The sequence below is a fragment of the Streptomyces sp. NBC_01689 genome (genome assembly GCF_036250675.1).
Taxonomy (GTDB): Bacteria; Actinomycetota; Actinomycetes; order Streptomycetales; family Streptomycetaceae; genus Streptomyces.
On record NZ_CP109592.1, the window covers coordinates 2,356,731 to 2,368,948 of the forward strand.

Sequence of the window (12,218 nt, forward strand, 5' to 3'; positions counted from 1 at the left end):
CCGCGGATCGGCCGCGGGTCAACACGGTCGGCACGGTCGGCACGGTCGGCACGGCCCTACGATACTGACTCGCGATTCAGTAAAGGTTCCGGTCGGGGGCGTTCGCGCCGGACCGTCCGCGCCGGGAGGTACGAGAGGATGCCGACGCTCCCGCCGAGGACGGCCGCTTCCTGGAGGAGTGCCGTTCCCGAGCGGCACCCACGCACGCCCCTCCGCCCCACCCCGATCGCCGCCCCCCGAGGAGACCCCATGACCGCGCCGTCGACCGTGCCCCCGGCCTCGCCACTGATCACCCTCACCTGGACCGACCACGTCACCGGCCGCCCGGGTTTCCTGGTGGTCGACCGTCTGGTCCGCGGTGTCTCCAGCGGCGGGCTGCGGATGCGTGAGGGCTGCACCCTGGACGAGGTCGCCGGACTGGCGCGGGGCATGACGATGAAGGAGGCCCTGCACTACAACCCCGAGGGCCGCTACATCCCGCTGGGCGGCGCGAAGGGCGGCATCGACTGCGACCCCCGGGACCCGGCGGCGTACGGCCTCCTGGTGCGCTACCTGCGGGCCATGCGCCCGTACATCGAGGCCTTCTGGACGACGGGCGAGGACCTCGGGCTCACCCAGGACCTCGTCGACCGGGCCGCCGCGGAAGCGGGACTCGTCTCGTCCATCCAGGCCGTGTACCCGCTGCTCGACGACGAGAAGAGCGCGCGGAGCCGTCTCGCCGACGCCTTCGCGGTCGAGGTGGACGGGATCGGGCTCGACGAACTGGTCGGCGGCTGCGGTGTCGCCGAGTCGGTGCTCGCGGCCCTCGACCGGGCCGGGACCGCGTACAGGGGAACGCGCGTCGCCGTGCAGGGCTTCGGCACCATGGGCGGTGCCACGGCGCGCTTCCTCGCGCGGGCCGGCCTCACCGTCGTGGCCGTCGCCGACGTCAGGGGCACGATCGGGAACCCCGGAGGGCTCGACGTCGACGCGCTGCTCGCGGCGCGGGACGCCTACGGGACGGTGGACCGCGCGGCGCTGCGCCCGGCCGACCGTGAACTCCCCGCCGACGCCTGGCTGTCGGCCGACGCGGACGTCCTGGTGCCCGCGGCGGTCTCGTACGCGATCGACACCACGAACCAGGGTCGCGTCACGGCCCGTTGGATCGTGGAGGCGGCCAACATGCCGGTCCTGCCCGAGGCGGAGGACCTGCTCGCCGCGCGCGGCGTCCTCGTGCTGCCGGACGTGGTCGTCAACTCCGGTACGAACGCCTGGTGGTGGTGGACCCTCTTCGGCGACATCGGCGCGGACGCCGAGGAGGCGTTCGCGTACACCCGGCGTTCGATGCGTGGTCTGATCGACCGGGTGCTGGCCCGCGCGGAGGCCGACGGCACGACGCCCCGGGCCGCCGCGCACGCCATCGTCGCCGACCGGCTCCCGGTGATCGCGGAACGCTTCGGGTGGTACCGCTGACCGTCCCGGGGCTCCGGGCCGGCCGCCCGTGCCGGGCCTTCGCACCGGCCCTCGCACCAGTCGTCCGGGTCCCGCGGTCCGGGCCGCTCCTCCGTACCGCCCTTCGCCCGAGGACCCCACGCCTCACCCAACTCGCCTGAGCGATACGGGAGTTCGGGGGCGCCGGAAAGGGCGGCCCGCGTCCGGATCGGGCGGTGCCCCGCCGTGCCGCCCCGGCGAGGCACTAGGGTTACCGCGTGGCAAGGGTGCGGTTGAGCGTGGCGGAGCGGCGTCAGGAGTTGCTGCGGGCCGCCGTCGGACAGATCGAGGCACGGGGCGTCGCGGCGGTGCGGATCGCCGACGTCGCCTCCTCCCTCGGGGTGAGCAACGCGTTGGTGCTGTACCACTTCTCCACCAAGGAGAAGCTGGTCGCGGCCGCGTTCACCCATGCCGCCGAGGACGACCTCGCCCATCTGCGCAAGCTGCTCGGCCGTCGCACGTCCGCGCTGCGGCGGCTCCGCTCGGCCGTCCGCTGGTACGCCCCGACCGGCCAGGCCAAGGGGTGGCGGCTGTGGATCGAGGGCTGGGGCGCGGCGCTGCGCGAGCCCGCGCTGCGGGAGGTCACCCGCCATCTCGACAGCCAGTGGAAGGCGGCGATCACCGAGGTGATCGCGGAAGGCGTGGCCGGCGGGGAGTTCCGGTGCCCGGATCCCGCGGGTGCCGCGCTGCGGCTGACCGCCCTGCTCGACGGGCTTGCGGTGCAGATGACCGCGTACACGGGCGCCGTGTCACGGACGCGGGCCCAGGAGTGGGTGGACGACGCGCTGGCGCGTGAGCTGGGACTCGACCGCGCGGCCCTGACGGCGGCGGTGCGCTGAGCAGTCCGCCCCCGCGCACCGTCCCCGTCAGGGCCGGCGTCCCCGCGGACCCGTCCGCCGTCCGTCCCGCCGCCTCGCGCGGCCCATACGACTCATACGGCTCAGGCGACGGACCCGATCCGCATCTTGATGTCGTCCGGCGACAGGCTCCCCTTGGCCGCCACGTGGTCGCCCGAGGACTCCCCGCGCAACCGCCGCCCGATCCACGGCACCAGGTACTCGCGCGCCCAGTGGATGTCGTCCCGCCGTACCTCCAGCGTGCCCCTGGGCGGAAGGGGAGGCCACGGCTGGTCCGGGTCGGCGGGCACGTCGAGGCCGAGCACCTGACCGGCCCGCAGCGCGACCCGCGTGTGGCCCTCCGGCGACAGGTGCAGCCGGTCGCCGTCCCAGGCGCGCCGGTCCTGGACCGTCTTCAGGGACCACAGGTCGAGGACCGGACAGCCGTACCGGTCGGCGATGGCCCGGACGTGCCCGTTGTACGTGGCGATCTTGCCGCGCAGGTGCTTGAGCACCGGGACGCCACGGGTGTCGAAGCCGGTCGTCACCATGACGGTGCCGACGGCGGAGGTGAGGTCGGCGACGGCGCGCTCGAAGCGCTCCGCCACCTCGTCGGGGTCGGTGCCGGGCCGGATGATGTCGTTGCCGCCCGCGCAGAAGGAGACCAGGTCCGGGGCGAGTTCCTTGGCCCTCCCGAGCTGGTCCTCGACGACCTGGTCGAGCAGCTTCCCGCGGACCGCGAGGTTGGTGTAGGTGAAGTCGCCCTCCGGCTGCCGGTCCGCGAGCAGGACCGCGAAACGGTCCGCCCAGCCGACGAAGGCTCCTTCGGGGCCGGGGTCGCCGACGCCTTCGGTGAAGCTGTCCCCCACCGCCACGTACGACCCGATCACCGCTCTGTTGTCACTCTTCGAATCGTCTGCCACGTCGAGCCATGATTCACCTTGGGATGTGAGCTACGCGACCGTAGGAATGGGTTGACGGGTGGTGATATAAGCCACTCATAAAGAATGGCCGAAATCCGGAATAGGGCTTCCCCAGGCGTGGTTGAACAGCCGACACACCGCGGGCCGGACCCCTTGCTTCAAGGGGTCCGGCCCGCGGGACGTGTGGGGGTGCGTCAGCCGACGACGACGCCGTGCGCGCGCAGGTACGCGACCGGGTCCAGGTCCGAGCCGTAGTCCGGTGTCGTGCGGATCTCGAAGTGCAGGTGCGGACCGGTGACGTTGCCGGTCGCGCCGGAGAGGCCGATGCGCTGCCCCACGGTCACGCTCTGCCCCGCCGAGACGGAGAGCGCGGACAGGTGGGCGTACTGCGAGTACCGGCCGTCGGCGTGCTGGATGACGACCTGGTTGCCGTAGGCGCCGCCCCAGCCGGCCGAGACGACCGTGCCCGCGGCGACGGACCTGACCGTGGTGCCGGTCGGGACCACGAAGTCCACACCGGTGTGATAGCCGCTCGACCACATGCTGCCGGGCACCTTGTAGCCGGTGCCGATGGTGGCCCCTTCGACCGGGAGGGTGTACGCCGCGGCGGCGGCCTGGGGAGCCTTGGCGGCGGCCTCGACCGCGGGCCCGACGGAGGTCGGGGTGGCGGTGGACACGGACGAGTGCGTGGTGTCCGGCCCCGCGATCGTCAGCTTCAGACCGGGCCGGATCGCCGCCGGATCGGCGCCCACGACCGCGCGGTTGTCGGCGTAGAGCTTCTTCCAGCCGCCGCTGACGTGCTGACGGTCGGCGATCTTCGCGAGCGTGTCACCGGCCTTCACGACATAGGTCTTCTCCACCGCGGTTCCGGCGGACACGGAGACCGTCGCGATCTTCTGCGCGGCGGACGGGACGGCGGCCGCCGGGGCCGCGGCGTGGGCGCAGACGGCCCCCATCAACGGCAGTGCGAGCGCGGCACCACCGGTGCCGGCCACGGCGATCGAGCGGGGCAGACGCAGGAACTTGGGACGACGGTGCTTACCCTTCGCGGGCATGGCGCATTTCCTCTCCGGCGCCTGCGAGGTGAGCTGTCGGGTGCGGACTGGAGATGTCCGGCCGCGCGACGGCACGGCTGTACCCCTAGCCGTTCCGGAGACCGGAACAGGCGCGATACCTGTGGGTCCCCCGCTCCTGCCGTGTACGGGTGAGTGCGGATTCCGGGCGGCGGCAGGATTGGGCGTCCGTCCGGATTGAGGGCGAACGTAGGCGAGGGACCGGCGCGGCGACAACCGTCCGCGAACCCGGTACGCACCTCTTTCTTGATCGATGCCCTGATTGCCCGTCACCCTCCGTGCACGAAGAGCCCTCCACCCGGGTCCCCGCCCGGCCGCACGGGCGCACCGGAAATCGGATGCCGCAACGCATCGTCACATGTATGACGCTGCTCACGCACGTCACCCCATGAGTGCATATTCCAGGGCCAGTTCCATCACATCCGACAGATTGCACATATGGGACCTATGGGTGATATCAACCCTGTGGACAACTCATTGCCCCAGGAACCCATGTCGTATCGTCGAGAGGCGATTCCCGTCGGCGGGCGACGACGAGCGGTGCCGACGGACCTATGGGAGGAGCCCCCGTGACGCAGCAGGTCCCGTCGACCGAGCCCGAACTGACCGGCGTGCGCAACTTCCGGGACGTGGGCGGCCTGCCCACCGTGGACGGCCGGCGGGTGCGGCCCGGGCGGCTGTTCCGCAGCGGTCACCTCGCGCACGCCACGCCGGAGGACACCGCGTTCCTCTCCTCCCTCGGGCTGCACACCGTCTTCGACTTCCGCAACGCCTCGGACCAGAAGCTGGAGGGGCCGGACGTCGAGCTTCCGGGTGTGCGGAACGTGAATCTGCCGCTGACCGACCCGGCCGACGGCAGCGAGTTCTGGAAGATGGTCCGCGACGGCGAGCTGGACCAGCTCCGCGCCCACCTCGGCAACGGCGGAGCGGCGGCCCGGATGATCGGCTCGTACCGCGCGATCATCACCGAGCGGACCGCCGAGCACACCCAGGTGCTGCACGCCCTGGCCGAGGACAGCGTGCCCGCGCTGATGCACTGCGCGGCGGGCAAGGACCGCGCGGGCCTGTCCATAGCCGTGACGCTCCTCGCCGTGGGCGTCGAGCGCGACGCGATCGTCGCCGACTACCTGGAGTCGAACGCCCGGCACCGCCGCTACAAGGTCCACCGCAACGGCACCTCCGACGCGGCCCGCTCCCCCGAGGTCATGGAGCTGCTCAGCCCGCTGTTCGACGCGCGGGTCGAATATCTGACGGCGGCCTTCGAGACGATCGAGGAGACCTGGGGCGGTGTCGACGGCTATCTGGAGAAGGCCCTGCGCCTGACCCCGGAGCTGCGCGACCGGCTGCGCGAGCGCCTCCTCGACTGACGTCGGCGCCCGTACGTACGGCCGCGCCCGTACAGCCATGTGGACACGGCCGTACGGGCACGGGTCGGTCCCGGCTCTACTGGTTCTGCGCTCCCAGCGTGAACAGCAGGTAGATGAAGGCCGCGAAGAGGTGGCCGACAGCGACGTAGATGATCAGCCGCACCCACAGCGCACGGGGGAACTTGTCCTCCATGGACCGCCGGGGGCCGGGCTCCGTGGGTTCCGTCATGACGTCTCTCCCAGGGTCGGGTGCGCCGCCGCCGGGCCGAGGCACAGCGCGGCGGCGGGGCTCTGCAGCAGGGTGTGTACGAAGAGGAGATCGGCCCCCGCCTGGTCGGCGGCGGCTATCCGGTGCGGGGTCAACGAGTCGAAGTGCGCGCTGTCCCCGGGCGCCAGGACCTGCGTGGTGTCGCCCAGGCGCAGCCGCAGCCGTCCCTGGAGCACGTGGAGCCACTCCTCGCCGGGATGGACGCGCACGATGTCGCCCTGGGACCCGTGGGGGACGTGCACACGCAGTGCCTGCATCCCGCGGCCCGGGGAACCGGCCTGCCAGTAGGTCCAGCCGCCCGCCGCGGTCGGCTCCATGTCCGCCGCCCGGACGATCGCGTCACGTTCGGCGGCCCTCTCGCCCAGCAGCTCCGAGACCGTCGTACCGTAGATGCGGGCGAGGGCGAGCAGCATCGGCAGCGAGGGCTGGCGCTGTCCCGTCTCCAGCCTGGAGAGATGCGCGGCCGAGAGGCCGGCGGCGCGGGCCGCGGCCTCCAGGGTCAGTGCGGCGCGCCGCCGCAGTTCACGCAGTTGCGGCGCGACGACGGGCAGCACCTCGGCTGCCCCGGGCTCGGGCGGCGTGTCCGCCGCCCCCGGCTCGATGGGGCTCATGCCTCCATTGAGCCGCAGACTTGCCTCTCGGGCAAATTTATTGCCTCAGAGGCAAAGAACTCACGACCGCCCCCACCCCGAGGACCGGACGGCACTCGGGACGGGGCGGATCGGGATACAAAAAGTGTGACGAAACAGGGCGGGACAGGAGCGGTTCGCCTAGCGGTTCGCCACTGCCTGCTTGACCAGCGTCTTCCCGAAGTCCCACATCAGCCCGCCGCCGCTGTGCGCGTCGTCCATCACGGCGACGAAGGCCTCCATGAAGCGGTCCACGTCCCGCTCGCCGACGATCAGCGGCGGGATCAGCTTGATCACCTCCAGATGGTCCCCGGAGACCTGGGTGAGGATGCGGTGCCGCTGCAACAGCGGGACCACGACCATCTGCGCGAAGAGCCCCTTGCGCGCGGCCTGCAGCATGGTCCAGCGGCTGCGGAGTTTCAGCGACTTGGGCCGCCCGAACTCGATGCCGATCATCAGCCCCCGGCCGCGGACGTCACTGAGCAGTTCGTACGTGTCGACGAGCGCCGCGAGCCGGGTCTTCAGCAGTTCACCCGTGGCCCGCGCGTTCGCGACGATCTGCTCGTTCTCCATCACCGAGAGCACGGCGAGCCCGGCCGCCATGGCCTGCGCGTTGGCCCCGAAGCTCGCCGAGTGGACGAGGACCCGGTCCATCGACGAGTAGACCTTCTTGAAGATCCAGTCCTTGCCGAGGGTGGCGCCGACCGGGACGTAGCCCCCGGAGAGCGCCTTGGCCACGCACACCAGGTCGGGTTCCACGCCGTCCTCGTGCTGGTAGGCGTAGAAGTCCCCGGTCCGTCCCAGGCCCGTCTGCACCTCGTCCGCGATGAGCAGCGCCTTGTGCCGGTGCAGCAGCTCCTGTGCGGCGCGCAGATAGCCCGGCGGGGCCTCGTGCACGCCCTTGCCCTGGATGGGTTCGACGATGAGCCCGGCGACGTCGCCCCGCGCCAGCTCGCGGCCGAGCGCGTCGAGGTCGCCGAGCGGGACGGCGGTGTCCGGCAGCAGCGGGGCGAAGCCGTCCCGGAACCCGTCCTCGCCGTTCACGGAGAGCGACCCGGTGGTCAGGCCGTGGAAGGCGTGGGAGCAGTAGAGGATCCTCGGTCTGCCGGTGGCGCACCGGGCGAACTTCAGGGCGGTCTCCACGGCCTCCGTACCGCTGTTGGCGAAGAACACCCGGTCCAGGTGCGGGCTGTGGGTGAGCAGCTTCTCGGCCAGCAGCCCGGGCAGCGGCTGGCAGTCGAAGCGCGTCAGGTCGGCGAGCGAGGCGTCCAGGACGTCGTGCAGCGCCTGCCGGACGACGGGGTGATGGCGGCCCAGGCCCATCACCCCGAACCCGGCGAGCATGTCCAGGTAGTCGTTGCCGTCCGCGTCCCAGAAGTGCGCGCCCTCGGCCCGCTCGTAGACCTTGTCGAAGCCGATGGTGTGCAGCATGCGCGGGAGTTGGTGGTTCAGGTACTTGGTGTGCAGCTCGTACCGCTCGGCCCCGCGCTCCGCCAGCAGCGCGCCGAGGTCGAACTCCCGCTTCCCGGAAGGGGTCGTCATTCCTGTTTCTCCTTGGACAACTCGTCCTTGACGGCCAGGCAGGCCCCGATCCGCCCGGCGATCTCGACGGGCGTGAGCCCGATGTCGGCCAGCACCTCCGCGCGCTTGGCGTGCGCAAGGAACTGCTCCGGGATCCCGAACCTCCTTACCGGTACGTCCACGTCGGCGTCCCCGAGGGCCAGCGCGACCGCCGAGCCGACGCCGGCCGCCCGGCTGTTGTCCTCGACGACCGCCACGAGCCGGTGCTCGGCGGCGAGGCCGGGCAGCGCCGGGTCGACGGGTTTGACCCAGCGGGGATCGACGACGGTGCAGGCGATCCCCCGGGCCTCCAGCAGGTCGGCGGCCTGGAGGCAGACCGGCGCCATCACGCCGACGGCCACCAGGAGGACCTGCGGGGTCTCCGCGGACCGGTGCAGGACGTCGAGGCCGCCCACCCGGTCGGTCGCCGGGACCGCCGGGCCCACCGACTCCTTGGGGAAGCGGATCAGCGTCGGCGCGTCGTCGACGGCGACCGCCTCCCGCAGCTGGGCGCGGAGCTGGTCGGCGTCGCGCGGCGCGGCGATCCTGAGACCCGGCACGACCTGCAGGACGGACATGTCCCACATGCCGTTGTGCGAGGCGCCGTCGACTCCGGTGACACCGGCCCGGTCCAGGACGAAGGTGACGCCGCAGCGGTGCAGGGCGACGTCCATCAGGAGCTGGTCGAAGGCTCGGTTGAGGAAGGTGGCGTAGACGGCGACGACCGGATGGAGGCCGCCGGTGGCGAGTCCGGCCGCGGAGACCGTGGCGTGCTGCTCGGCGATCCCCACGTCCCACACACGGTCCGGGAACCGCTCGGCGAACCTGCCGAGCCCCACCGGGTGCAGCATCGCGGCGGTTATCGCCACGACGTCCTCGCGCTCGGCCCCGATCCGGGCGATCTCGTCGCCGAACACCGAGGTCCAGGATGGTCCGTTGGAGGGCGCGAGCGGCTCGCAGGTCAGCGGGTCCATCACACCCACGGTGTGGAAGCGGTCCTCCTCGTGCGCGAGGGCCGGTTCGTAGCCGCGGCCCTTCTCCGTCAGGCAGTGGACCAGCACCGGCCCGTGGAAGCGCTTCGCGCGCCGCAGCGCGGACTCCACGGCCCTCGTGTCGTGTCCGTCGATGGGGCCGACGTACTTCAGTCCCAGGTCCTCGAACATGCCCTGCGGGGCGAAGGCGTCCTTGAAGCCCTTCTTGGCGCCGTGCAGGGACTCGTAGAGCGTGGCCCCGACCACAGGGGTGCGCAGCAGTACGTCCTTGCCCCAGGCCAGCACCCGCTCGTAGCCGTCCGTCGTGCGCAGGGTGGCGAGGTGGTTGGCGAGTCCGCCGATGGTCGGTGCGTAGGAGCGTTCGTTGTCGTTGACGACGATGATCAGCGGGCGGTCCTTCGCGGCGGCGATGTTGTTCAGTGCCTCCCACGCCATTCCGCCGGTCAGCGCGCCGTCGCCGATGACCGCGACGACATGGCCCTTCTCCCCCTGCACCTGACGGGCCTTGGCCAGGCCGTCCGCCCAGCCGAGCGCCGTGGAGGCGTGGCTGTTCTCGATGATGTCGTGCTCGGACTCCTCGCGCGAGGGGTAGCCGGACAGGCCGCCCTTGCCCCGCAGCTTGGAGAAGTCCTGACGTCCCGTCAGCAGCTTGTGCACATAACTCTGGTGACCGGTGTCCCACAGGATGCGGTCGACGGGTGACTCGAAGACCCTGTGGAGTGCGATGGAGAGTTCCACCACCCCCAGATTGGGCCCGAGATGTCCACCGGTCCTGGTGACCGCGTGCACCAGGAACTCCCGGATCTCATCGGCCAGTTCACCGACCTCCGCCTCGGACAGCGCCTTCAGGTCGCGTGGTCCCCGGATGCTCTCCAGAATCGTCACGCTCGGGCCCCCTCTCGGTCCGTGCTGATCAACTCACGGTGACGGCCGGTTCCCCGGACCCGACGCCGTCGTTCTCCATCTGCTCGGCGATCTTCATGGCTTCCTCGATGAGGGTCTCGACGATCTTCGACTCGGGCACGGTCTTGATGACCTCGCCCTTGACGAAGATCTGCCCCTTGCCGTTGCCGGAGGCGACCCCCAGGTCCGCCTCCCGCGCCTCCCCGGGGCCGTTGACGACGCAGCCCATGACCGCGACGCGCAAAGGGACCTCCATCCCCTCCAGACCGGCGGTGACCTCGTCGGCCAGCTTGTAGACGTCCACCTGGGCGCGCCCGCAGGACGGGCACGAGACGATCTCCAGTCGCCGCTGCCGCAGGCCCAGCGACTCCAGGATCTGGATACCGACCTTGCACTCCTCGGCCGGCGGCGCGCTCAGCGAGACCCGGATGGTGTCCCCGATGCCCTCGGACAGCAACGCCCCGAAGGCCACGGCGGACTTGATGGTCCCCTGGAACGCCGGTCCGGCCTCCGTGACGCCCAGGTGGAGCGGGTAGTCACAGGCCGCCGCCAGTTGCCGGTAGGCGTTGACCATGACGACCGGGTCGTTGTGCTTCACCGAGATCTTGAGGTCCCGGAACCCGTGCTCCTCGAAGAGGGACGCCTCCCACAGCGCCGACTCGACGAGCGCCTCCGGCGTCGCCTTCCCGTACTTCTGGAGCAGCCGCCGGTCCAGCGAGCCCGCGTTCACGCCGATCCGGATGGGGATGCCCGCCTGGGAAGCGGCGCGCGCGATCTCCTTCACCTTGTCGTCGAACTGCTTGATGTTGCCCGGGTTCACCCGGACCGCGGCGCAGCCGGCGTCGATGGCCGCGAAGACGTACTTGGGCTGGAAGTGGATGTCCGCGATCACCGGGATCTGCGACTTGCGGGCGATCGTCGCGAGGGCGTCCGCGTCGTCCTGCGTGGGGCAGGCGACGCGGACGATCTGGCAGCCGGACGCGGTGAGTTCCGCGATCTGCTGCAAGGTGGCGCCGACGTCCGACGTACGCGTCGTCGTCATCGACTGCACGGAGACGGGTGCTCCTCCCCCGACCGCCACCGGTCCGACCTGGATCCGCCGTGACACACGGCGTTCCGCGATCGGTCGGACCGGCACCTCGGGGAGGCCCAAGGAAACGGCGGTCATGACGTCACCCGCGGCTTTCCGTGAACGTCTCGCGGGCGGCGCGCAGGGACTCCTTGAGGGACCCCATGGTGGCGAGGACGGCGGTCGGCTCGTAGCCGCAGTGCGCCATGCAGTTGGCGCACCGGTCGTCCTTGCCGCGGCCGTAGGAGTCCCAGTCGGTCTCCTCCAGGAGCTGCTTGTACGTCTGCACGTACCCGTCGCTCATCAGGTAGCAGGGCTTCTGCCAGCCGAAGAGCGAGTAGCTCGGAATCGCCCACGCGGTGCACGGGAAGTCGACCTTGCCCTCCAGGAAGTCCAGGAAGAGCGGGCTCTGGTTGAGCCGCCAGCGGCGCCGGTTGCCGCCCGCGAAGGCCTTCTTGAACAGTTCCCGGGTCTGCTGGACGCCGAGGAAGTGCTCCTGGTCGGGAGCCTTCTCGTAGGCGTAGGCGGGCGAGAGCATCATCTCGTCGACCTTCAGGTCGTCGTTGAGGTAGTTGAGGACCTCGATGACGGTCTGCGGGGTGTCGGTGTTGAAGAAGGTCGAGTTGGTGGTGACCCGGAAGCCGCGCCGCTTGGCCTCCTTGATGGCCTCGACCGCCTCGTCGAAGACGCCTTCCTTGGCCACGGACTCGTCGTGCCGCTCACGCAGCCCGTCGATGTGCACGGCCCACGCGAAGTACGGCGAGGGCTTGAACTTGTCCATCTTCTTGCGCAGCAACATCGCGTTGGTGCACAGGAAGACGAACTTCTTCTTGGCCACCAACTGCCGCACGATCTCGTCGATCTGCGGGTGCATCAGAGGTTCGCCGCCCGCGATGGACACCATCGGGGCGCCGGACTCCAGTACCGCGCCCACCGCCTGGGCCACCGGCATCCGCTGCTTCAGCACGCCCGCGGGGTGCTGGATCTTGCCACATCCCTCGCATGCGAGATTGCACGCGAAGAGGGGTTCCAACTCGACAATCAGCGCGAACTTGTCCCGCTTCCTGAGTTTCTGTTCAAACAGGTATGCAGCGACCTTCATGGACTGCCGAAGCGGCATGGCCATCT

11 protein-coding genes and 1 riboswitch are annotated in these 12,218 nt (G+C 70.8%); of the genes, 3 read left to right on the forward strand and 8 right to left on the reverse strand.

The window, feature by feature from the left end; all coding sequences use genetic code 11:
• Nucleotides 1-249: 249 nt before the first annotated feature.
• Both OG776_RS10025 and OG776_RS10030 read left to right on the forward strand, forming a co-directional pair.
• Complete coding sequence (locus OG776_RS10025; RefSeq protein WP_329320166.1) at nucleotides 250-1,452, forward strand: glutamate dehydrogenase; 1,203 nt, start codon at nucleotides 250-252, stop codon at nucleotides 1,450-1,452.
• A 257-nt stretch (nucleotides 1,453-1,709) separates the two neighbouring features.
• Nucleotides 1,710-2,309 (forward strand): TetR/AcrR family transcriptional regulator, encoded by a 600-nt coding sequence (locus tag OG776_RS10030; protein ID WP_329320168.1) that lies wholly within the window; start codon nucleotides 1,710-1,712, stop codon nucleotides 2,307-2,309.
• 101 nt (nucleotides 2,310-2,410) lie between these two features.
• On the opposite strand, the gene OG776_RS10035 is transcribed toward OG776_RS10030, so the two are convergent.
• Together OG776_RS10035 and OG776_RS10040 are read right to left on the reverse strand one after the other, a co-directional pair.
• Nucleotides 2,411-3,196 (reverse strand): SGNH/GDSL hydrolase family protein, encoded by a 786-nt coding sequence (locus OG776_RS10035; RefSeq protein WP_329323681.1) that lies wholly within the window; start codon nucleotides 3,194-3,196, stop codon nucleotides 2,411-2,413.
• Nucleotides 3,197-3,423: 227 nt separating this feature from the next.
• Nucleotides 3,424-4,284 (reverse strand): LysM peptidoglycan-binding domain-containing M23 family metallopeptidase, encoded by an 861-nt coding sequence (locus tag OG776_RS10040; RefSeq protein WP_329320170.1) that lies wholly within the window; start codon nucleotides 4,282-4,284, stop codon nucleotides 3,424-3,426.
• Nucleotides 4,285-4,287: 3 nt separating this feature from the next.
• Nucleotides 4,288-4,446, reverse strand: a riboswitch (cyclic di-AMP (ydaO/yuaA leader).
• A 425-nt stretch (nucleotides 4,447-4,871) separates the two neighbouring features.
• On the opposite strand from OG776_RS10040, the gene OG776_RS10045 reads away from it, so the two are divergent.
• The gene (locus OG776_RS10045) at nucleotides 4,872-5,669 is read left to right on the forward strand and encodes a tyrosine-protein phosphatase (RefSeq protein WP_148012161.1); all 798 of its coding nucleotides are present in this window, start codon (nucleotides 4,872-4,874) and stop codon (nucleotides 5,667-5,669) included.
• Between the two features lie 76 nt (nucleotides 5,670-5,745).
• Here the strand turns inward: OG776_RS10045 and OG776_RS10050 are convergent, their stop codons facing one another.
• The 6 genes from OG776_RS10050 to hpnH all read right to left on the reverse strand — a co-directional run bounded on the left by OG776_RS10050 (nucleotide 5,746) and on the right by hpnH (nucleotide 12,216).
• A complete protein-coding gene (locus OG776_RS10050; protein ID WP_148012225.1) occupies nucleotides 5,746-5,862 on the reverse strand; it encodes a DUF6126 family protein in 117 nt (38 codons plus the stop codon).
• A gap of 32 nt (nucleotides 5,863-5,894) precedes the next feature.
• Entirely contained in the window at nucleotides 5,895-6,548 is a 654-nt protein-coding gene (locus tag OG776_RS10055) for a helix-turn-helix domain-containing protein (protein WP_148012162.1), read from the reverse strand.
• 159 nt (nucleotides 6,549-6,707) lie between these two features.
• The gene (locus OG776_RS10060; protein ID WP_329326397.1) at nucleotides 6,708-8,108 is read right to left on the reverse strand and encodes an aspartate aminotransferase family protein; all 1,401 of its coding nucleotides are present in this window, start codon (nucleotides 8,106-8,108) and stop codon (nucleotides 6,708-6,710) included.
• Nucleotides 8,105-10,003: a 1-deoxy-D-xylulose-5-phosphate synthase gene (gene dxs / locus OG776_RS10065; protein WP_148012164.1), complete on the reverse strand. Its 1,899-nt coding sequence runs from the start codon at nucleotides 10,001-10,003 to the stop codon at nucleotides 8,105-8,107. The genes OG776_RS10060 and dxs overlap by 4 nt, the downstream gene beginning before the upstream one ends.
• Before the next feature lie 28 nt (nucleotides 10,004-10,031).
• A complete protein-coding gene (gene ispG / locus OG776_RS10070) occupies nucleotides 10,032-11,189 on the reverse strand; it encodes a flavodoxin-dependent (E)-4-hydroxy-3-methylbut-2-enyl-diphosphate synthase (RefSeq protein ID WP_329320175.1) in 1,158 nt (385 codons plus the stop codon).
• A 4-nt stretch (nucleotides 11,190-11,193) separates the two neighbouring features.
• Nucleotides 11,194-12,216, reverse strand: coding sequence for an adenosyl-hopene transferase HpnH (gene hpnH / locus OG776_RS10075; RefSeq protein ID WP_148012166.1), 1,023 nt, complete (start codon nucleotides 12,214-12,216; stop codon nucleotides 11,194-11,196).
• Nucleotides 12,217-12,218: the final 2 nt, after the last annotated feature.

Bases quoted from the DNA above. Each gene is read 5' to 3' on its own strand.
- OG776_RS10025 (WP_329320166.1), top strand. From the start codon at position 250: ATGACCGCGCCGTCGACCGTGCCCCCGGCCTCGCCACTGATCACCCTC.
- OG776_RS10040 (WP_329320170.1), bottom strand. From the start codon at position 4,284: ATGCCCGCGAAGGGTAAGCACCGTCGTCCCAAGTTCCTGCGTCTGCCC.
- OG776_RS10050 (WP_148012225.1), bottom strand. From the start codon at position 5,862: ATGGAGGACAAGTTCCCCCGTGCGCTGTGGGTGCGGCTGATCATCTAC.
- OG776_RS10055 (WP_148012162.1), bottom strand. From the start codon at position 6,548: ATGAGCCCCATCGAGCCGGGGGCGGCGGACACGCCGCCCGAGCCCGGG.
- OG776_RS10060 (WP_329326397.1), bottom strand. From the start codon at position 8,108: ATGACGACCCCTTCCGGGAAGCGGGAGTTCGACCTCGGCGCGCTGCTG.
- ispG (WP_329320175.1), bottom strand. From the start codon at position 11,189: ATGACCGCCGTTTCCTTGGGCCTCCCCGAGGTGCCGGTCCGACCGATC.
- hpnH (WP_148012166.1), bottom strand. From the start codon at position 12,216: ATGGCCATGCCGCTTCGGCAGTCCATGAAGGTCGCTGCATACCTGTTT.